Consider the following 18,765-nt stretch of genomic DNA (forward strand, 5'->3'; position numbering starts at 1 on the left):
CTCAGACGGGGCCGGAGGTGCCGGACTCGTCCGTGCCGCGGCGGCGCAGGTAGCGCTCGAACTCCTTGGCGATGGCGTCGCCGCTCGCCTCGGGGAGCTCGGCGGTGTCCTGCGCCTCCTCGAGGCTCTCGACGTACTCGGCGACCTCGCTGTCGGACTCGGCGAGCTCGTTGATGCCCCGCTCCCAGGCGCGGGCGTCGTCCTCGAGCTCGTCGTGCTCGATCGGGGCGTCGAAGAGCTCCTCGAGGCGCCCGACGAGCGCGAGCGTCGCCTTCGGGCTGGGGGAGTGGCCGGCGTAGTGCGGCACGGCGGCCCAGCACGACACCGACGGAATGCCGACCTGGGTCGCCGCGTCGGAGACGACGCCGACGATGCCGGTGGGCCCCTCGTAGCCGCTCACCTCGAGGCCGTGGCGGTGCCGGGTGTCCTCGTTGTCGGAGGTGGCGGTGACCGGGATCGGGCGGGTGTGGGCGACGTCGGCCATGAGGGCGCCGAGCGTGACGACCATCGAGACGTCGGCGGCCTCGGCGAGCTCCATCAGCTCGACGGCGAAGGCCCGCCAGCGGAACGACGGCTCGACGCCCTGGACGATGATGACGTCGCGGCCGAGCGAGGTGTCGCGGGCCACGAGGATGCGGGTGGTGCGCCAGCTGATGCGGCGATTGCCGCCCTCGACGACGACCCGCGGCCGGTTGACCTGGAAGTCGTAGTAGTCCTCGGGGTCGAGGGCCGCGACGACCTCGGCGCCCCAGACGTCCGCGAGGTGCTCGAGCACGGAGCTGGCGGCCTCCCCGGCGTCGTTCCAGCCCTCGAACGCGGCGATCATCACGGGGTCGTGCAGATCGCCGATGTCCTCGAGCTCGATCACGGGGGGTCCTCCTCAGGCGGGTCAGGACTCCACCCTACGGCTCGATAGGCTCCTCGTTCATGAGCCTCCCCGCAGCGGTCCTCTGGGACATGGACGGCACCCTCGTCGACACCGAGCCGTACTGGATCGCCGCCGAGCACGCGATCGTCAAGGAGCACGGCGGGACGTGGAACGACGAGTTCGCCCACCAGCTCGTCGGCAACGACCTCATGGTCTCGGCCGAGTTCATCCGGGCCAACTCGCCGATCGACTGGGAGCCCGAGCGGATCGTCGACGAGCTGCTCGTCCGGGTCGTCGCCCAGGTCCGCGAGCACGTGCCGTGGCGGCCGGGGGCGCGCGAGCTGCTCGCCGCCCTGCGGGACGCCGGTGTGCCGAGCGCGCTGGTGACGATGTCGTGGCGCGTGCTCGCCGACGCGGTCGTCGAGGCGCTGCCGGACGGTGCGTTCGCGGTGGTCGTCACCGGCGACGAGGTGTCGCACGGCAAGCCGCACCCGGAGCCCTACCAGGCGGCGGCGCGGATGCTCGGCGTCGACCCGGCCCGCTGCGTGGCCATCGAGGACAGCCCGACGGGCGTCCGCTCGGCCGTGGCGGCCGGGGTGCCGACCCTGGCGGTCCCGCACGTCGTACCCGTGCCCGAGACGACCGGCGCGGTGCAGGTGAGCGGCCTCGACGGGATGACCCCGCAGCAGCTCGCCGAGGCTGTCGCGTCACTCGTCGTCGGGTGACGCCTCGCCCGAGCGGGCGGGGTCGAGCGCGATGAGCCCCGCGCCCTCGGGCAGCGGCGGCGGCGTGCCGCCGAACTCGGGGCAGTACTCGTGGAAGTCGCACCAGTCGCACAGCCGGGAGGTGCGCGGGCGCCAGTCGCCGGTCTGCGCGGCCCGCACGACGGCGTCCCAGATCGCGCGGATGTTGCGCTCGATGGCGCGCAGGTCGCGCTCGTCCGGGACGTAGCGGACGACCTCGCCGTTGCCGAGGTAGACCAGCTGGAGCATCGTGGGGACCTCGCCGTGGATGCGCCACAGCACGAGGGCGTAGAACTTCATCTGGAAGAGGGCCTTGGCCTCGAAGAGCTCGCCGGGGGAGCGGCCGGTCTTGTAGTCGACGACCCGCATCGCACCGTCGGGGGCGACGTCGAGCCGGTCGACGTAGCCGCGCAGCGTCAGGCCCTCGATCTCGGTCTCGACGTAGAGCTCGCGGGCGGCGGGCTCGAGCCGGGTCGGGTCCTCGAGGTCGAACCACTGCTCGACGAGGGTGCGCGCGCCGGCGAACCAGGCCTCCTCGGTGAGCTGCTCGTCGTCCTCGATCATCGCGGCGAGCTCGGGGCGCTCCTCGACGAGGGCGCGCCAGCGGGGCTCGAGCAGGGCGGTGGCGGCCGCGGGGGTGCGCTCGTCGGCCGGCAGCTCGAAGAGGTGCTCGAGCACGGCGTGGACGAGGGTGCCGCGCGCGGCGGCGGGGGAGGGCGGGCCCTGCAGCTTGTCGATCGTGCGGAAGCGGAACAGCAGCGGGCACTGCTTGAAGTCCGCGGCGCGGCTCGGCGAGAGGGCGGGGGTCATGGGGCCCACGGTAGGCGCCGGCCCCGACACCGCCGAGCCGCCACCCCGGCGACCGGGCCTCAGTCCTCCGGGGTGTAGCCGAGGTTCGGGCCGAGCCAGCGCTCGGCGGTGCGCAGGTCCCAGCCCTTGCGGGCCGCGTAGTCCTCGACCTGGTCGCGCCCGAGCCGCCCGACGACGAAGTACTGGCTCTCCGGGTGGGCGAAGTACCAGCCGGACACCGACGCGCCCGGCCACATGGCCATCGACTCCGTCAGCCGCACCCCGGTGCGCTCCTCACCGCCGAGGAGCGCCATGAGGGTCGTCTTCTCCGTGTGGTCGGGGCACGCCGGGTAGCCCGGCGCGGGTCGGATGCCGCGGTACTTCTCCGCGACGAGCGAGGCGTTGTCGAGGCGTTCGTCGGCCGCGTACCCCCAGAGGTCCGTGCGGACCCGCTGGTGCAGCCGCTCCGCGAACGCCTCGGCGAGCCGGTCGGCGAGGGCCTCGAGCATGATCGCCGAGTAGTCGTCGAGGTCGTCCTTGAACGCCTGGAGCCGGTCCTCGAGGCCGAGGCCGGCCGTCACCGAGAACGCGCCGACGTGGTCGCGCAGGCCCGTCTCCTTCGGCGCGACGAAGTCGGAGAGGCACTTGTTGGCGACGCCCTCGCGGTGCCGCCCCTGCTGGCGCAGCCCGTGGAGGGTCGTGAGCACGCTGGTGCGCTCCTCGTCGGCGTACACCTCGAGGTCGTCCCCGACGGAGCTCGCCGGGAACAACCCGACGACGCCGCGCGGGTGCAGCCAGTGCTCCCGCTCGATGCGGTCGAGCATCCGCTGCGCGTCGTCGAAGAGCTTGCGCGCGACCTCGGACGTCGTGGGGTTGTTGAGGACGTCGGGGTAGCGCCCGCGCACCTCCCAGGCGAGGAAGAACGGCGTCCAGTCGATGTACTCGCGCAGGTCCGCGACCGGGTAGTCCTCCCAGACGCGGGTGAACTGGTGCGCGGCGCGCCGCCAGCGGCTGTCCTTCGGCGCCGACCAGCGGTCGCCCTCCTGCTGCGCGAGCAGGTGCGGGCGCATCGGACGGTACGAGGACCAGTCCAGCGCCGGGGCGTTCGCGCGGGCGGTGGCGAGGTCGGCCAGCGGGCGCTCACCGGACTTCGCGGCGTGACGGCGACGCAGCTCGGCGTACTCCTGGGCCACACCGTCGACGAGCGGGCCGCGCTGGGCGTCCGAGAGCAGCTGGCTGACGACGGGCACCGACCGGCTCGCGTCCTTGACCCAGACGACCGGACCGGAGTAGCGCTGGTCGACCTTGACGGCCGTGTGCGCCTTCGAGGTCGTCGCCCCACCGAGCAGCAGCGGCAGGTCGAGGCCCTGGCGCTCCATCTCGGTGGCCACCTGGACCATCTCGTCGAGGCTGGGCGTGATGAGCCCGGACAGGCCGATGACGTCGGCCTTCTCCTCGCGCGCGGTGTCGATGATCTTCTGCAGCGGGACCATGACGCCGAGGTCGACGACGTCGTAGTTGTTGCACTGGAGGACGACACCGACGATGTTCTTGCCGATGTCGTGCACGTCGCCCTTGACCGTGGCCATGACGACCTTGCCCTTGCTCTTCTGCCGGGCGGCCTCGTCCTTCTCGGCCTCGATGTACGGCACGAGGTGCGCGACGGCCTTCTTCATGACGCGGGCGGACTTGACCACCTGGGGGAGGAACATCTTGCCGTCGCCGAAGAGGTCGCCGACGACGTTCATCCCGTCCATGAGCGGGCCCTCGATGACCTCGAGCGGGCGGCCGCCGGCCTCGGCGATCTCGAGGCGCAGCGCCTCGGTGTCGTCGACGACGTGGTCGTCGATGCCCTTGACGAGCGCGTGGGTGATCCGCTCGCGCAGCGGCAGCTCGCGCCACTCCTCGGCGGCGGCCTCGGCGGCCTGCCCGTCGGAGCGGAACTCCTCGGCGAGCTCGAGCAGCCGCTCGGTCGCCTCCTGCGGGTCCTCGCGCCGGTTGAGCACGACGTCCTCGATGGCGTCGCGCAGGCGCGGGTCGAGCGTGTCGTAGGGCACGAGGGCGCCGGCGTTGACGATGCCCATGTCCATCCCCGCGTGGATCGCGTGGTAGAGGAACACGGCGTGGATGGCCTCGCGGACGGCGTTGTTGCCGCGGAAGCTGAACGAGACGTTCGAGACACCGCCGGAGACGAGGGCGTGGGGGAGGTTCTCGGAGATCCAGCGGGTGGCCTCGATGAAGTCGGTGCCGTAGGCGGCGTGCTCCTCGATGCCGGTGGCGACCGCGAAGACGTTGGGGTCGAAGATGATGTCCTCGGCCGGGAAGCCGACCTCCTCGGTCAGCAGCCGGTAGGCGCGCCCGCAGATCTCCTGGCGGCGCTCGAGGCTGTCGGCCTGGCCTTCCTCGTCGAAGGCCATGACGACGACGGCGGCCCCGTGCTTGCGCGCGAGCCGGGCGTGCGCGAGGAAGGGCTCGACGCCCTCCTTCATCGAGATCGAGTTGATGATCGCCTTGCCCTGGGTGACCTTGAGGCCCGCCTCGATGACGTCCCACTTGCTCGAGTCGACCATGACCGGGACGCGGCAGATGTCCGGCTCGGAGGCGATGAGCTTGAGGAAGCGGTCCATCGCCGCGACGCCGTCGATCATCCCCTCGTCCATGTTGACGTCGATGACCTGCGCGCCGGACTCGACCTGCTGGCGGGCCACCGAGAGCGCGGTCGGGTAGTCCTCCTCGCGGATCAGCCGGCGGAAGCGGGCCGAGCCCGTGATGTTCGTGCGCTCGCCGATGTTGACGAAGAGGCTGTCGTCGGCGACGACGAGGGGCTCCAGGCCCGAGAGCCGCAGCGCCGGCGCGACCTCGGCGGGCTCGCGCGGCGTGCCGTCCGCGGCGGCCGCCGCGATGGCGGCGATGTGCCCGGGCGTCGTGCCGCAGCAGCCGCCGACGATGTTGACCAGGCCGGCGGAGGCGAACTCGCCGACGACCTCGGCCATCGCCTCGGGCCCCTCGTCGTACTCGCCGAAGGCGTTGGGCAGGCCGGCGTTCGGGTGGGCGGAGACGAAGCAGTCGGCGATCCGCGACAGCTCGGCGACGTAGGGCCGCAGGTCGCTCGCGCCGAGCGCGCAGTTGAGGCCGATGGCGAGCGGGCGGGCGTGGCGCACCGAGTACCAGAAGGCCTCGGTGACCTGCCCGGACAGCGTCCGGCCCGAGGCGTCGGTGATCGTCCCCGAGATCATGACCGGCCAGCGGCGGTCGTGCTCCTCGAAGAGGGTCTCGAGGGCGAAGATCGCCGCCTTGGCGTTGAGCGTGTCGAAGATCGTCTCGACGAGCAGCACGTCGGCGCCGCCGTCGACGAGCCCGCGGGCCTGCTCGAGGTAGGCCTCGGCGAGCTCGTCGAAGCTCGTGTTGCGCGCGCCGGGGTCGTTGACGTCGGGCGAGATGGAGGCGGTGCGGTTCGTCGGCCCGAGGGTGCCGAGGACCCAGCGCGGACGGCCGCTGCGCTCCTCGACCGCGTCGCACGCGGCCCGGGCCAGGGTCGCGGCCGCGACGTTCATCTCGTACGCGAGCTCGGACATCCCGTAGTCGGCGAGGGAGATCCGCTGCGCGTTGAAGGTGTTGGTCTCGACGAGGTCGGCACCGGCGTCGAGGTAGGCCTCGTGGATCTCGCGGATGACGTCCGGCTGGGTCAGCGACAGCAGGTCGTTGTTGCCCCGCAGGTCGCTCGGGTGGTCGGCGAACCGGGCTCCGCGGTAGTCGGACTCGGACAGCTGGCGGGCCTGGATCATCGTGCCCATCGCGCCGTCGAGGACGAGGACCCGCTCACGGAGTGCACTGGTCAGGGCGTCGGTGGCATCGGGTCGGTGCTGGGCGATCACGGGGCTGCTCGGGGTCCTCTCGGGACGTCGTCGGGGAGGACATCAGTATGCCGTCCGGCTCGCGTAGGGTCGGCGGCATGTCCACCTCGCCCCCGGCCCCGGCGGGATCCGTGCGGCTGGGCCGGGTCGCGACGGTCCCCGTCTACCTCGACCGGACCTGGCTCATCCTCGCCGTCCTCGTGGCGTTCCAGGGCTACCGGGCCGGCTCGGTCAACGGGCCGACCTACGGCGTCGCCTACGCCGCCTGGCTCGTCGTGTCGATCCTCGTCGCCGTCCTCGGGCACGAGGTCGGGCACGCCCTCTCGGCCCGGCGCCTCGGTTTCCACGTGCACCAGGTGGTCGCCACCGTCTGGGGCGGGCACACCTCGTACGACGCCACCGGCGCCACCCCGGGGCGCACCGCCGTCGTCGCGCTCGCCGGGCCCTTCGTCAACGCCGTGCTCGCCGCCGTCGGCCTCGGGGTCGGCTGGTCGCAGGACGGCGACATCGGCCAGTTCGCGTGGTCCTTCGGCCTGCTCAACGCCCTCCTCGCGGTGTTCAACCTCCTGCCCGGGCTGCCGCTCGACGGTGGCGCCGCCCTCCAGTCGCTCGTCTGGGCGGTGACCGGCCGCCGCGACCTCGGGCTGCTCGTCGCCGGGTGGATCGGACGGCTCGTCGCCGTCGGCATCGTCGTCTGGTTCCTCGTCCTGCCGCTGCTGCGCGGAGACACCCCGCAGCTGTTCGACCTGCTCATCGGCCTGGTCATGGCGTGGGTGCTGTGGAGCGGCGCGACGGCCGGGCTGCACCGCGCCAAGGTCGAGCGGCTCTTCGACACCGTCCGGGTCGGGGACGCCGCGGCGGCCGTCACCGTCCTGCCGCCCGAGACCCCGCTGGCCGTCGCGCGCGAGCACCCCGCCTACGTCCTCGTCGCCGACGACACCGGCCGCCCGACCCTCCTGCTGCGGCGCGTGCCCCTGGACGCGCCTGCGACGACCCCGGTCGGGGCCCTCGTCGAGCGCCTGCCCGACGCCAACGTCCTCGAGGCCGAGCCGGGCGACGAGCTCGGCCGGCCGCTGCGGGCGATGGCCGAGTCGGGGGTCGAGGTCGTCGTCCTCACGCGGGGCGGGGCGCCGTGGGGCCTGCTCGTGCCCGCCGGCATCGACGCCGCTGCCGGACGCACCCGACGCCGCACCTAGACTCCCCGCCATGAGTGCCACCGGAGCCGAGCACCGCCGCGGCCCCTTCGCCGAGGGCGACCGCGTCCAGCTGACCGACCCCCGGGGCCGGCTGCACACGATCACCCTCGCCCCCGGGAAGCAGTTCCACACCCACCGCGGCCACCTGAGCCACGACGACCTCATCGGGGCGCCCGACGGCTCGACGGTGACCAACACCGCCGGCGTCCAGTACCTCGCCCTGCGGCCGCTCCTCGCCGACTGGGTCATGTCGATGCCCCGCGGCGCCGCCGTCGTCTACCCCAAGGACGCCGGCCAGATCGTCATGATGGCCGACGTCTTCCCCGGCGCGACGGTCGTCGAGGCGGGCGTCGGGTCCGGCGCGCTCTCGATGTCGCTGCTGCGCGCGGTGGGGGAGCACGGGCGGCTGCTGTCCTTCGAGCGGCGCGAGGACTTCGCGGACATCGCCCGGGGCAACGCCCGCGAGTTCTTCGGCGGTGACCACCCCGCGTGGACGGTGACCGTCGGCGACCTCGTCGAGTCGCTGCCCGAGGCCGTCGAGCCCGGCACCGTCGACCGCGTCGTCCTGGACATGCTGGCCCCCTGGGAGTGCCTCGACGCCGTCTCCGAGGCGCTCGCGCCCGGCGGCGTCCTCATCTGCTACGTCGCCACCGCGACCCAGCTCTCCAAGGTCGCCGAGGCGATGCGCGACCACGGCACGTACACCGAGCCGCAGGCGTGGGAGTCCCTCGTGCGCGGCTGGCACCTGGAGGGCCTCGCCGTCCGCCCCCAGCACCGGATGCACGGGCACACCGGCTTCCTCGTGACGACCCGCCGCCTCGCCCCCGGCACCACCCCGCCGCTGCGCAAGCGCCGGCCCGGGAAGGGCTACGTCACGAGCGAGGAGGCGACCGAGGCCGACTGGACCCCCGAGAACGTCGGCGAGCGGGTGCCCTCGGACAAGAAGGTTCGCAAGGTGCGGCGTTCGGTGGCCGGAACCTCCGGCTCACCCTGATCCGCCGGGGTTAGGCTCGGGTATGAGCACCGACGAGCCCCGTGGACCCGAGGACACGACCGAGCGCCTGGAGGCCGAGCGCGCGTCCCTCGAGGCCGAGCTCGCGGCGATGCGCCGGTCGGGCGAGGCCAGCCCGGCCCAGCTGCGCTCGCTCGAGCGCGACCTGGCCAAGGTCCGCTCGCAGGCCGCCACCCTCTCGGCGCAGAACGAGCGCCTCGTGCGCACCCTCCGGGACGCCCGCGAGCAGATCGTCACCCTGAAGTCGGAGGTCGACCGGCTCGCGCAGCCGCCCGCCGCGTACGGCACGGTGCTCGAGCTCTTCGACGACGGCACCGCCGACATCCTCACGAGCGGTCGCAAGATGCACGTGGCGGTCAGCCCGTCGATCGACGCCGGCGACCTGCGGCCCGGCCGCGAGGTGATGCTCAACGAGGCGATGAACGTCGTCGCGGCGCACGGCTTCGAGACCGTCGGCGAGGTCGTCCTGTGCAAGGAGGTGCTCGAGGGCGGGCGCGTCCTCGTCGTCGCGCAGGCGGACGAGGAGCGGGTCTGCCGGATGGCGGCCTCCCTCGACGACGTCACGGTCCGGGCCGGCGACGCGCTGCTGCTCGAGTCGCGCTCCGGGTTCGTCTACGAGCGCATCCCCAAGGCGGAGGTCGCCGACCTCGTCCTCGAGGAGGTCCCGGACATCGGCTACCGCGACATCGGCGGGCTCGGCCGGCAGATCGAGGCCATCCGCGACGCCGTGGAGCTGCCCTACCTGCACGCCGACCTCTACACCGAGCACCAGCTCAAGCCGCCGAAGGGCGTCCTGCTCTACGGCCCGCCCGGCTGCGGCAAGACGATGATCGCCAAGGCGGTCGCGGCGAGCCTGGCCCGCAAGGTCGCCGAGAAGGAGGGGCGCGAGCCCGGCAAGTCCTTCTTCCTCAACATCAAGGGCCCCGAGCTGCTCAACAAGTACGTCGGCGAGACCGAGCGGCACATCCGCCTCATCTTCCAGCGGGCGCGCGAGAAGTCGAACGAGGGCTTCCCGGTCGTCGTGTTCTTCGACGAGATGGAGTCGCTCTTCCGCACCCGCGGCTCGGGTGTCTCCTCCGACGTCGAGACGACGATCGTCCCGCAGCTGCTCGCCGAGATCGACGGCGTCGAGGGCCTCGAGCACGTCATCGTCATCGGCGCATCGAACCGTGAGGACATGATCGACCCGGCGATCCTGCGCCCCGGCCGCCTCGACGTGAAGATCAAGATCGAGCGCCCGGACGCCGAGGCCGCCCGCGACATCTTCGCGAAGTACCTGACGGTCGGCCTGCCGCTGCACGCCGACGACGTCGCGCAGAACGGCGGGTCGGACGACGCCACCGTCCAGGCGATGATCGACGCGGTCGTCCTGCGCATGTACTCCGAGGAGGAGGAGAACCGCTTCCTCGAGGTCACCTACGCCGGCGGCGACAAGGAGGTCCTCTACTTCAAGGACTTCAACTCCGGCGCGATGATCCAGAACATCGTCGACCGCGCGAAGAAGATGGCCATCAAGGACCTCCTCGACACCGGCCAGCGCGGCCTGCGGGTCGACCACCTGCTCCAGTCGTGCACCGACGAGTTCCGCGAGAACGAGGACCTGCCGAACACGACGAACCCGGACGACTGGGCGCGCATCTCGGGCAAGAAGGGCGAGCGGATCGTCTACATCCGCACGCTCATCAAGACCAAGGAGGGCACCGAGCCCGGCAAGTCCATCAGCACGGTCGCCAACACCGGCCAGTACCTCTGACCCCACCCGCCTCACCTTTTCGGGGTCACCCCGAAATGTCCACGAGACCCCGTCTCGGAGCCGGGGTCTCGTGGACGAAGTCCTGTGTCGGGGGCCGGTCAGGCCTCCAGTGCCTGCCAGGTGTCGGAGCCGACGACGCCGTCGACGACGAGGCTGCGCGAGGACTGGAAGGACCGCACGGCCGAGTCCGTGCCCGAGCCGAAGACGCCGTCGACCGACGCCGCGAAGCCCTTGGCGGACAGGCACGTCTGCACCGCACGCACGGCGTCCCCGGACGAGCCGGACCGGACGGTGACGACGAGCGCCGTCCACGTGTTGGTGCCGACGATGCCGTCGGCGGTGAGGCCCCGCGAGGACTGGAAGGACCGGACGGCCGAGTCCGTGCCGGAGCCGAAGACGCCGTCGACCGACAGCGACTGCCCGCGCGCCCGCAGCAGGTACTGCGCGGTCGTGACGCGGAAGCCGCTGCTGCCGCTGCGCACCGTCGTCCAGCTGATCGGCTCGGGGTCCGGGGTGCCTCCTCCGCCACCGAGGGACGCCGCGAGGGACGAGAGGCGCGAGTCGCCCGGCGGCACGTTGATCTCGAAGTGCATCTCGTCCTTGCGGCCCGAGTAGTCGCCGCCCCACCGGACGACGCCGTTGCAACGGGTGAGGATCGTGCGGATCGCCGAGACCTGCGCCGAGGTGAACGTGCCGGACGCGCCGAGGGGATGGTCCGGGGCGTTGACGTCGATCGCCGTGCCGCTGGAGTGGTTGGACAGGGTCGTGCTGCCGGAGATCTCGCGATAGCTGTGGCCCCAGCACCCGGGGGAGTAGAGGGCCTCGACGGTCGAGTTCACCTGCTGCGCGACGTAGCGCAGGACGGTGTACACGTCACCGGTCCGCACACCCGCCGGGAAGGTCGCGGCCCCGACGGCGAGGGAGGTCAGCGGCACCTGGCTCGAGGTGCCGGCGGGCCAGCCGTTCTGCGACGTCGCCGCGAACGCGCCCTCGGCGGTGGCGGCCACGGCGCCGCCCGCGACGAGCAGCCCGCCCGCTCCGCGCAGGAGGGCCCGCCGACCGAGCGGACGGGGTCGGGCGGGGACCGTGACGTCGTGCTGGTCGCACATCGGGGGCTCCTCGTGGGGTGCGTGGGGGTGGGCACGGACCCACCGACGCTACGAAAAGGCATGGAGCGGGGCCAGCCGGGGCGCCGGCGGACCACCGCCTGCGCCGCACGCGGGAAGCACGAAACCACAGGTCAGGGCGCGTGGGTAAATGTTGCGCCAACGTTCGGCAGGCACCGGTCAAGCCGGGCCGGGGCGCCTCAGGAGGGCAGCAGCCGGGCGACGAGGCGCCAGCCGACGAGGAAGACCGTCAGCACGGTCGTCGCGACGACGACGAACGAGACCGCGACGCCCTGCGCGGCCACGGCCCGCAGGGCCATCCCGACCGCCACGGTCGCGACGACGACGACCGCCCCGAACGCGACGCTGCGCGGGCCGGAGTCCAGGACGATGCTCGCGAGCAGCCAGCCGGCCGCCGTGCCGACGAGGAACGGCAGCGCCGTGCGCGCGATGCCGGCGAGGTCGAGCCCCTCGGCGTGCGAGCGCCGGCCGACGGCGGCGAAGACGACGACGAGCACGACGTCGAGCAGCGCCGGGACGAGCCGGCTCATCCGCGCACCTTGTCGAAGAGCGAGCGCTGGCGCGGCGGGGCGTGCATCGGGTCGACCCCGTCGAAGAGGCTCGAGACCGACTCGCCCTCGTGGATGCGCTTGATGGCCTCCGCGAAGAGCCCGGCGACGGACCGGACGCGCAGGGCCGGCCAGTCCTGCGGGGCGGGCACGGTGTCGGTGGTCACGACCTCGCGGATCATCGGGTGCGCGGAGAGCCGCTCGACCGCCCGGCCGGCGAACAGCCCGTGGGTGCAGGCGACCGAGGCCTCGGTCACCCCGCGCTCGGCGAGGCGGTCCAGCAGCTCGACGATGCTGCCGCCGGTCGCGATCTCGTCGTCGAGGACGATCGCGCGCTTGCCGACGACGTCGCCGACGATCGAGTCGATGACGACCCGGTCGTCGCCGAGGCGCTTCTTGGAGCCCGCCGCGACCGGCAGCCCGAGGAGCCGGGCGAACTGGGTCGCGTCCTTGGCGTTGCCGAGGTCGGGGGAGACGACGACGGTGTCGTCGAGGTCCTGGTCGACGAAGTGGTTGGCCAGCTCGCCGAGCGCGGTGAGGTGGTCGACCGGGACGGAGAAGAAGCCGTGGACCTGCGGGGCGTGGAGGTTCATCGTGATGACCCGGTCGACGCCCGCGGTCGCGATGAGGTCGGCGACGAGCCGGCCGCCGAGCGAGATGCGCGAGGCGTCCTTCTTGTCCGAGCGGGCGTACGCGAAGTGCGGGATGACCGCGGTGACCATCGCCGCGGAGGCACCCCGGGCGGCGTCGACCATGAGGAGGAGCTCCATGAGGGAGTCCTGCGTCGGCGGCACGAGCGGCTGGACGATGTAGACGTCGCGCTGGCGGCAGTTGGCGAGCAGCTGGGCCTGGAGGCAGTCGTTGCTGAACCGCGCCGTCACCGACTCCGAGAGCGGCACCCCGAGCCCGTCGCAGATGCGGTGCGCGAGGTCGCGGTGCGCCGAACCGGAGAAGACGACGATCTCGCGCATGGCGTCAGGCTATCGGCCGCGAGAGCGCACGGGACAGCTCGGTGACGAGCTCGACGCGCTGCATCCGCCCGACCCGCGTCGCCCCGGGGAAGGTGGCGAAGCCGTGCGGCACGCCGAGGTAGTTGGTGAGGCGCACCGGCACCCCGGCCTCCTCGAGCGCCGCGGCGTAGCGCGACCCGTCGTCGCGGATGGGGTCGCGGTCGGCGGTCTGGACCAGCGCCGGCGGCAGGCCGGCGAGGTCGCCCCAGAGCGGCGACACGAGCGGGTCCTTCGCGTCGGCGCCGGGCGGGAGGTAGTGGTCGCGGAAGGCGTCGACGGCCGCGCGGTCGAGGACCGGGGCGTTGGCGTTGGTGACGAGCGAGGGGGAGGCCATCGTCAGGTCCGTCGCGGGGTAGAGCAGGGCCTGGTGGCGCAGGTTCGTCATCCCGTGGTCGCGCAGCACCTGGGCGACGACGGCCGCGAGGTTGCCACCGGCCGAGTCGCCGGCAACCGCCATCCGGGAGGTGTCGGCGCGCAGGACGTCGCCGTTGGCCGCGACCCACGTCGTCGCGTCGACGCAGTCGAGGGCCGCCCGCGGCGCCCGGTGCTCCGGCGCCATCCGGTAGTCGACCGAGACGACAACGGCCCCGACCTGCCCCGCGACGAGCGTGCAGAGGGAGTCGTAGTCGACGACGTTGCCCCAGACCCAGCCGCCGCCGTGGAACCACATGACGACCGGCACGTCGTCGCGCGCGTCGGGCAGCGCCCGCGGCCGGTAGATGCGCAGCGGGATCTCGTGCTCGTCGCGGGCCGGAGCCGTCCCGTAGGTGATGCCGACGGCCGGGTCGACCCGTCCGAGGACGCGGTCGGCGAGCGCACCGCGCGGCCGGGGCGTGGCCCGCGCCTTCTGGATGGCGGCGAGGTCGGCGGTCGCGATCTGCGACCGTCCGAGGTCGGCCACCAGCGAGACGAGCGTGGTCAGCGGGGGCATCCCGCGGTAGTCGTGCACGGGCTCAGTATGGTCGGCACATGACCGTGCGCCGGGTGATGGGGATCGAGACCGAGTACGGGATCGTCGTCCCGGGGGACCCGCAGGCCAACCCGATGGTCGCCTCGGGCGACGTCGTCACGGCGTACGCGACCTCGCGCGGCATCCGACCGGCCCGGGCCAGCTGGGACTACGCCGACGAGGCGCCGCTGCGCGACGCCCGCGGCTTCGACATGGGGCGGGGCACGGCACACCCGAGCCAGCTGACCGACGTCGAGGACCCGACCCTCGCCAACGTCGTCCTGACCAACGGGGCCCGGCTCTACGTCGACCACGCCCACCCGGAGTACAGCTCGCCCGAGGTGACGACCCCGCGGGCCGCGGTCGCGTGGGACCGGGCCGGTGAGCTCGTGATGCGCGAGGCGGTCGAGCGCCTGGCCACGGTCCCGCCCGGGGTCAACCTCTACAAGAACAACACCGACGGCAAGGGCGCCTCGTACGGCACCCACGAGAACTACCTCATGTCGCGCGCCACGCCGTTCGCGTCGGTCGTCACCCACCTCACGCCGTTCTTCGTCGCCCGCCAGGTGATGTGCGGCAGCGGGCGGGTCGGCATCGGGGTCGACTCGCGGACCCCGGGCTACCAGATCGCCCAGCGCAGCGACTTCTTCGAGGTCGAGGTCGGCCTCGAGACCACGCTCAAGCGGCCGATCATCAACACCCGCGACGAGCCGCACGCCGTCGCCGACCGCTACCGCCGCCTCCACGTCATCATCGGCGACGCCAACCACGCCGACGTCGCGAACCTCCTGAAGATGGGGACGACCTCGCTGGTCCTCGCGATGATCGAGGCCGACGCGCTCGTGCCCGACCTCGGTGTGCGCCGCCCCGTCGCGACCCTCCACGAGATCTCGCACGACCCCACGCTGCGCCAGCGCCTCGAGCTGCTCGACGGCCGGAAGATGACCGCGCTCGAGCTGCTCTGGGAGTACCACGACCGCGCCGCCGCCTTCGTGGAGGAGCGCTCCGCGGGCGAGCCGGACGCCGACACCGCCGAGGTCATGCACTGGTGGGGCACCGTCCTCGACAAGCTGGGCCGCGACCCGATGGAGGCGCGCCGCGAGGTCGACTGGGTCGCCAAGCTCGCCGTGCTCGAGGGCTACCGGGAGCGCGACGGCATCGGCTGGGGGGACCCGCGCCTCAAGGCCGTCGACCTCCAGTGGTCCGACGTGCGAGCCGAGCGCGGCCTCGCGCACCGGCTCGTCGCAGGCGGGCGGCTCGAGGTCCTCGTCGACGAGGCCGAGGTCGTCCGCGCCGTCACCGAGCCCCCGGCCGACACGCGCGCGTGGTTCCGCGGCACCTGCCTGCGGCGCTTCCCGGAGTCGGTCGTCGCGGCGTCGTGGGACTCGGTGATCTTCGACGTCGCCGGGCAGCGGATGCTCCAGCGGGTGCCGATGCTCGAGCCGCTGCGGGGCACCGAGGCCGGTGTCGGCGACATCGTCCGCAACGCCCCGGACGCGGCCTCGCTCCTGCGCGCGCTCGCCACCGCCGACGAGCGGGGTGACCGAGGTGCGGACGCCGACGCGCCCTGACGTCGGCGAACCCGGGTCTGCGACTAGGCTCGGGGACACGACCACGACCCGAGGAGGGTGACCATGGCCGGTCAGGAGCAGATCAAGCCGCAGCGTCGCGACGACGGGCCCGACGACGTCGACACCCCGGGGCCCGCAGCCGCCGCCCCCGCCGCGCAGGTGAGCGAGATCGACGACATCCTCGACGAGATCGACGGCGTCCTCGAGTCCAACGCGGAGGAGTTCGTCCGAGGCTTCGTCCAGAAGGGCGGCCAGTGAGCGCCGGAGCCGACTCCGGGCGCCTGCCCTCCGCGTACCTCGTCCCGGGGTCCTCCAGCTTCACCGACTTCCTCTCCGCCCACGCCCCGGCCCTGCTGCCCTCGCGCCGGCCGCTGCCCCCGGGCGCGGCGCTCGAGGCGCCGCACGGGACGACCATCGTGTCCGTCACCTACACCGGCGGGGTCGTCATGGCCGGTGACCGTCGCGCGACGATGGGCAACGTCATCGCCAACCGCGACATGGAGAAGGTCTTCGCCACCGACGAGTTCAGCCTCGTCGGCATCGCGGGCACGGCCGGCCTGGCCATCGAGCTGGTCCGGCTCTTCCAGGTCGAGCTCGAGCACTACGAGAAGATCGAGGGCACGCTGATGTCCCTCGAGGGCAAGGCGAACCGCCTCGCGTCGATGATCCGCGGCAACCTCGGGATGGCGATGCAGGGCCTCGCCGTCGTGCCGATGTTCGCCGGCTACGACCTCGAGGAGGGGCGCGGCCGGATCTTCTCCTACGACGTGACCGGCGGGTGCTACGAGGAGCAGGACCACCACAGCGTCGGCTCCGGCTCGCTCTTCGCGCGCGGCGCGCTGAAGAAGCTCTACCGGCGCGACCTCACGGCCGAACAGGCGGTGCGCGTGGCCGTCGAGACGCTCTACGACGCCGCCGACGACGACTCGGCCACCGGCGGCCCGGACGTCGGCCGGCGCATCTGGCCGACCGTCGGGCTCGTCGACGCCGAGGGCGCGCGGTTCGTGCCGCAGCCGGACCTCGCGCCGGTCGTCGACGCCATCATCACCGAGCGCTCGGAGGAGGCCCGATGACCGCCGGGATGCCGTTCTACGTCTCGCCCGAGCAGCTGATGAAGGACCGGGCCGACTTCGCGCGCAAGGGCATCGCTCGCGGCCGCTCGGTCGTCGTCCTCCAGTTCGACGCCGGCATCGCCTTCGTCGCCGAGAACCCCAGCCGGGCGCTGCACAAGGTCTCCGAGATCTACGACCGGATCGCCTTCGCCGCGGTGGGCAAGTACAACGAGTTCGAGAACCTGCGGGTCGCGGGCGTGCGCTACGCCGACCTGCGCGGGTACTCCTACGACCGCTCCGACGTCACCGCGCGCGGGCTGGCCAACGCCTACGCCCAGACGCTCGGCACGGTGTTCACGCAGGAGTCCAAGCCCTACGAGGTCGAGATCGTCGTCGCCGAGGTGGGGGCCACGCCCGAGGGCGACCAGGTCTACCGCCTCACCTACGACGGCTCGGTCGCCGACGAGCACGGCTTCGTCGCGATGGGCGGGGGAGCGGAGCAGATCGAGACCGGCCTGCGCGAGGCCTGGCGCCCGGGGATGCACCTCGCCGACGCCCTCGCCCTCGCCGTCCGCCTGCTCGGCGCCGACCCGGCCGGCGGCGAGCCGCGCACGCTGGCCCCCGAGCAGCTCGAGGTGGCCGTCCTCGACCGCCACCGGCCGCGCCGGCGCTTCCGCCGCGTGCAGGGCGACCTCCTCGCCCGGCTGCTCAGCTCCGACGACCCCACCGCCGACGTGCCCGCCGGCGACGACGGCGACTCGGCCCGCAGCGCGGCCACCAACCCGCAGACGCAGCGTCCCGAGGCGGCCTCCGAGGGCGGCGAGGACGCGTGAGCACCCGCGGCAACCGGCGGATCTTCGGCATCGAGAACGAGTACGGCATCACCTGCTCCACCGGCGGCCAGCGCACGCTGACCCCGGACGAGGTGGCGCGCTACCTCTTCCGGAAGGTCGTCGCCTGGGGCCGCTCGAGCAACGTCTTCCTCACCAACGGCTCGCGCCTCTACCTCGACGTCGGCTCGCACCCCGAGTACGCGACGGCCGAGTGCGACTCCATCCGGCAGGTGGTCACCCATGACCGGGCGGGGGAGCGGATCGTCGAGGGCCTCGTGGCCGACGCCCAGCAGCGCCTGCGCGAGGACGGCGTCGCCGGCGACATCTACGTCTTCAAGAACAACACCGACTCCGCCGGCAACTCCTACGGATGCCACGAGAACTACCTCGTCACGCGCTCCGGCGAGTTCCAGGCGCTCTCCGAGACGCTGCTGCCGTTCCTCATCAGCCGCCAGCTGACCTGCGGCGCAGGCAAGCTCGTCACGACGAGCAAGGGCGCGTCGTACGCGCTCAGCCAGCGCGCCGACCACATCTGGGAGGGCGTCTCGTCGGCGACCACCCGCAGCCGGCCGATCATCAACACCCGCGACGAGCCGCACGCGGACGCCGAGCACTACCGGCGGCTGCACGTCATCGTCGGCGACTCCAACATGGCCGAGCCGACGACCATGCTCAAGATCGGCTCCGCCGACCTCGTCCTGCGGATGATCGAGAGCGGCGTCGTCATGCGCGACCTCACGCTCGAGAACCCGATCCGGGCGATCCGCGAGATCTCGCACGACATGACCGGCCGGCGCACCGTGCGCCTGGCCAACGGCCGCGAGCTGTCGGCCTTGGATCTCCAGCGCGAGTACCACGCGAAGGCGGCCGAGTTCGTGCAGCGCGAGGGCGCCGCCGACCCGCTCCACGAGCGCGTCCTCGAGCTGTGGGACCGCACGCTGACCGCCGTGGAGACCGGCGACCTCGGGCTCGTCGGCCGTGAGATCGACTGGGTCGTCAAGTACCGGCTCATCGACGAGTACGCCTCACGGCACGGCCTGGACCTCGACCACCCGCGCCTGGCGCAGATCGACCTGGCCTACCACGACATCGACCGCTCGCGCGGTCTCTTCTATCTGCTCCAGCGGTGCGGACGCATCGAGCGGGTCGTGTCCGACCCGGAGGTCTTCGAGGCCAAGGTGCGCCCGCCGCAGACGACACGCGCCAAGCTGCGCGGTGACTTCATCCGGGCCGCGCAGGCGCAGCGGCGCGACTTCACCGTCGACTGGGTCCACCTCAAGCTCAACGACCAGGCCCAGCGCACGGTCCTGTGCAAGGACCCGTTCCTCGCCGAGGACGCCCGCGTCGACCGGCTCATCGAGGGCCTCACCGCCTGACCGGCGTCCACCGGGCTCTCAGGGAGCGATGCGGGAGTTCCCATCCGTCGCGGTTATCGTGAGGAGACCGGTCGCGTCCCACTC

The 18,765-nt window shown here is 72.7% G+C and carries 16 protein-coding genes; 9 read left to right on the forward strand and 7 right to left on the reverse strand.

Annotated features, from left to right (window positions below; all coding sequences use genetic code 11):
- Position 1: 1 nt before the first annotated feature.
- Positions 2-868, reverse strand: a complete 867-nt coding sequence (locus LG324_RS11910; RefSeq protein WP_404348113.1) for a PAC2 family protein — start codon at positions 866-868, stop codon at positions 2-4.
- Positions 869-927: 59 nt separating this feature from the next.
- Here LG324_RS11910 and LG324_RS11915 point away from each other — a divergent pair, with 59 nt between their 5' ends.
- Positions 928-1,593, forward strand: coding sequence for an HAD family hydrolase (locus tag LG324_RS11915; RefSeq protein ID WP_404348115.1), 666 nt, complete (start codon positions 928-930; stop codon positions 1,591-1,593).
- Here the strand turns inward: LG324_RS11915 and LG324_RS11920 are convergent.
- Positions 1,576-2,421, reverse strand: a complete 846-nt coding sequence (locus LG324_RS11920) for a RecB family exonuclease (RefSeq protein WP_404348117.1) — start codon at positions 2,419-2,421, stop codon at positions 1,576-1,578. The two genes, LG324_RS11915 and LG324_RS11920, sit on opposite strands and share 18 nt — an antisense overlap.
- A 59-nt stretch (positions 2,422-2,480) precedes the next feature.
- Positions 2,481-6,275 carry a methionine synthase gene (gene metH / locus LG324_RS11925; protein WP_404348120.1) on the reverse strand — a complete coding sequence of 1,265 codons (3,795 nt, stop codon included), beginning with the start codon at positions 6,273-6,275 and terminating at the stop codon, positions 2,481-2,483.
- 77 nt (positions 6,276-6,352) lie between these two features.
- Between metH and LG324_RS11930 the strand changes: the two genes are divergently transcribed.
- From LG324_RS11930 to arc, 3 genes are read left to right on the forward strand one after another with little or no spacing between them, the layout of a single operon-like run.
- Positions 6,353-7,450 carry a site-2 protease family protein gene (locus LG324_RS11930; protein WP_404348122.1) on the forward strand — a complete coding sequence of 366 codons (1,098 nt, stop codon included), beginning with the start codon at positions 6,353-6,355 and terminating at the stop codon, positions 7,448-7,450.
- A gap of 10 nt (positions 7,451-7,460) precedes the next feature.
- Positions 7,461-8,444: a tRNA (adenine-N1)-methyltransferase gene (locus LG324_RS11935; protein WP_036830371.1), complete on the forward strand. Its 984-nt coding sequence runs from the start codon at positions 7,461-7,463 to the stop codon at positions 8,442-8,444.
- A gap of 22 nt (positions 8,445-8,466) precedes the next feature.
- Positions 8,467-10,215 carry a proteasome ATPase gene (gene arc, locus LG324_RS11940; RefSeq protein WP_404348124.1) on the forward strand — a complete coding sequence of 583 codons (1,749 nt, stop codon included), beginning with the start codon at positions 8,467-8,469 and terminating at the stop codon, positions 10,213-10,215.
- A 98-nt stretch (positions 10,216-10,313) separates the two neighbouring features.
- Here the strand turns inward: arc and LG324_RS11945 are convergent, their stop codons facing one another.
- The 4 genes from LG324_RS11945 to LG324_RS11960 form a co-directional block, all read right to left on the reverse strand.
- Positions 10,314-11,324 carry a peptidoglycan-binding protein gene (locus tag LG324_RS11945; RefSeq protein ID WP_404348126.1) on the reverse strand — a complete coding sequence of 337 codons (1,011 nt, stop codon included), beginning with the start codon at positions 11,322-11,324 and terminating at the stop codon, positions 10,314-10,316.
- 197 nt (positions 11,325-11,521) lie between these two features.
- On the reverse strand, positions 11,522-11,872 hold the full coding sequence (locus tag LG324_RS11950; protein WP_404348128.1) for a DUF3054 domain-containing protein: 351 nt from the start codon (positions 11,870-11,872) through the stop codon (positions 11,522-11,524).
- Positions 11,869-12,861, reverse strand: a complete 993-nt coding sequence (locus tag LG324_RS11955; protein ID WP_030529209.1) for a ribose-phosphate pyrophosphokinase — start codon at positions 12,859-12,861, stop codon at positions 11,869-11,871. The genes LG324_RS11950 and LG324_RS11955 overlap by 4 nt, the downstream gene beginning before the upstream one ends.
- Before the next feature lie 4 nt (positions 12,862-12,865).
- Positions 12,866-13,849 (reverse strand): alpha/beta hydrolase, encoded by a 984-nt coding sequence (locus LG324_RS11960; protein WP_404348131.1) that lies wholly within the window; start codon positions 13,847-13,849, stop codon positions 12,866-12,868.
- A 20-nt stretch (positions 13,850-13,869) separates the two neighbouring features.
- Between LG324_RS11960 and dop the strand changes: the two genes are divergently transcribed.
- The 5 genes from dop (at position 13,870) to pafA (ending at position 18,681) form a co-directional block, all read left to right on the forward strand.
- A complete protein-coding gene (gene dop / locus LG324_RS11965) occupies positions 13,870-15,420 on the forward strand; it encodes a depupylase/deamidase Dop (protein WP_404348133.1) in 1,551 nt (516 codons plus the stop codon).
- Positions 15,421-15,483: 63 nt separating this feature from the next.
- Positions 15,484-15,678: a ubiquitin-like protein Pup gene (locus tag LG324_RS11970; protein WP_030529206.1), complete on the forward strand. Its 195-nt coding sequence runs from the start codon at positions 15,484-15,486 to the stop codon at positions 15,676-15,678.
- Positions 15,675-16,493, forward strand: coding sequence for a proteasome subunit beta (prcB, locus tag LG324_RS11975; RefSeq protein WP_030529205.1), 819 nt, complete (start codon positions 15,675-15,677; stop codon positions 16,491-16,493). The genes LG324_RS11970 and prcB overlap by 4 nt, the downstream gene beginning before the upstream one ends.
- Entirely contained in the window at positions 16,490-17,305 is an 816-nt protein-coding gene (gene prcA / locus LG324_RS11980; protein ID WP_404348137.1) for a proteasome subunit alpha, read from the forward strand. The genes prcB and prcA overlap by 4 nt, the downstream gene beginning before the upstream one ends.
- The gene (gene pafA, locus LG324_RS11985) at positions 17,302-18,681 is read left to right on the forward strand and encodes a Pup--protein ligase (protein ID WP_404348139.1); all 1,380 of its coding nucleotides are present in this window, start codon (positions 17,302-17,304) and stop codon (positions 18,679-18,681) included. The genes prcA and pafA overlap by 4 nt, the downstream gene beginning before the upstream one ends.
- Positions 18,682-18,765 lie beyond the last annotated feature (84 nt).

Origin of the sequence: Phycicoccus jejuensis, assembly GCF_044797865.1 — a bacterium.
Classification (GTDB): Bacteria; Actinomycetota; Actinomycetes; order Actinomycetales; family Dermatophilaceae; genus Phycicoccus; species Phycicoccus jejuensis.

Bases quoted from the DNA above. Each gene is read 5' to 3' on its own strand.
- LG324_RS11955 (WP_030529209.1), bottom strand. From the start codon at position 12,861: ATGCGCGAGATCGTCGTCTTCTCCGGTTCGGCGCACCGCGACCTCGCG.
- dop (WP_404348133.1), top strand. From the start codon at position 13,870: ATGACCGTGCGCCGGGTGATGGGGATCGAGACCGAGTACGGGATCGTC.
- LG324_RS11930 (WP_404348122.1), top strand. From the start codon at position 6,353: ATGTCCACCTCGCCCCCGGCCCCGGCGGGATCCGTGCGGCTGGGCCGG.
- prcA (WP_404348137.1), top strand. From the start codon at position 16,490: ATGACCGCCGGGATGCCGTTCTACGTCTCGCCCGAGCAGCTGATGAAG.
- LG324_RS11950 (WP_404348128.1), bottom strand. From the start codon at position 11,872: ATGAGCCGGCTCGTCCCGGCGCTGCTCGACGTCGTGCTCGTCGTCGTC.
- LG324_RS11915 (WP_404348115.1), top strand. From the start codon at position 928: ATGAGCCTCCCCGCAGCGGTCCTCTGGGACATGGACGGCACCCTCGTC.
- arc (WP_404348124.1), top strand. From the start codon at position 8,467: ATGAGCACCGACGAGCCCCGTGGACCCGAGGACACGACCGAGCGCCTG.
- LG324_RS11935 (WP_036830371.1), top strand. From the start codon at position 7,461: ATGAGTGCCACCGGAGCCGAGCACCGCCGCGGCCCCTTCGCCGAGGGC.
- LG324_RS11970 (WP_030529206.1), top strand. From the start codon at position 15,484: ATGGCCGGTCAGGAGCAGATCAAGCCGCAGCGTCGCGACGACGGGCCC.
- LG324_RS11945 (WP_404348126.1), bottom strand. From the start codon at position 11,324: ATGTGCGACCAGCACGACGTCACGGTCCCCGCCCGACCCCGTCCGCTC.
- LG324_RS11920 (WP_404348117.1), bottom strand. From the start codon at position 2,421: ATGACCCCCGCCCTCTCGCCGAGCCGCGCCGCGGACTTCAAGCAGTGC.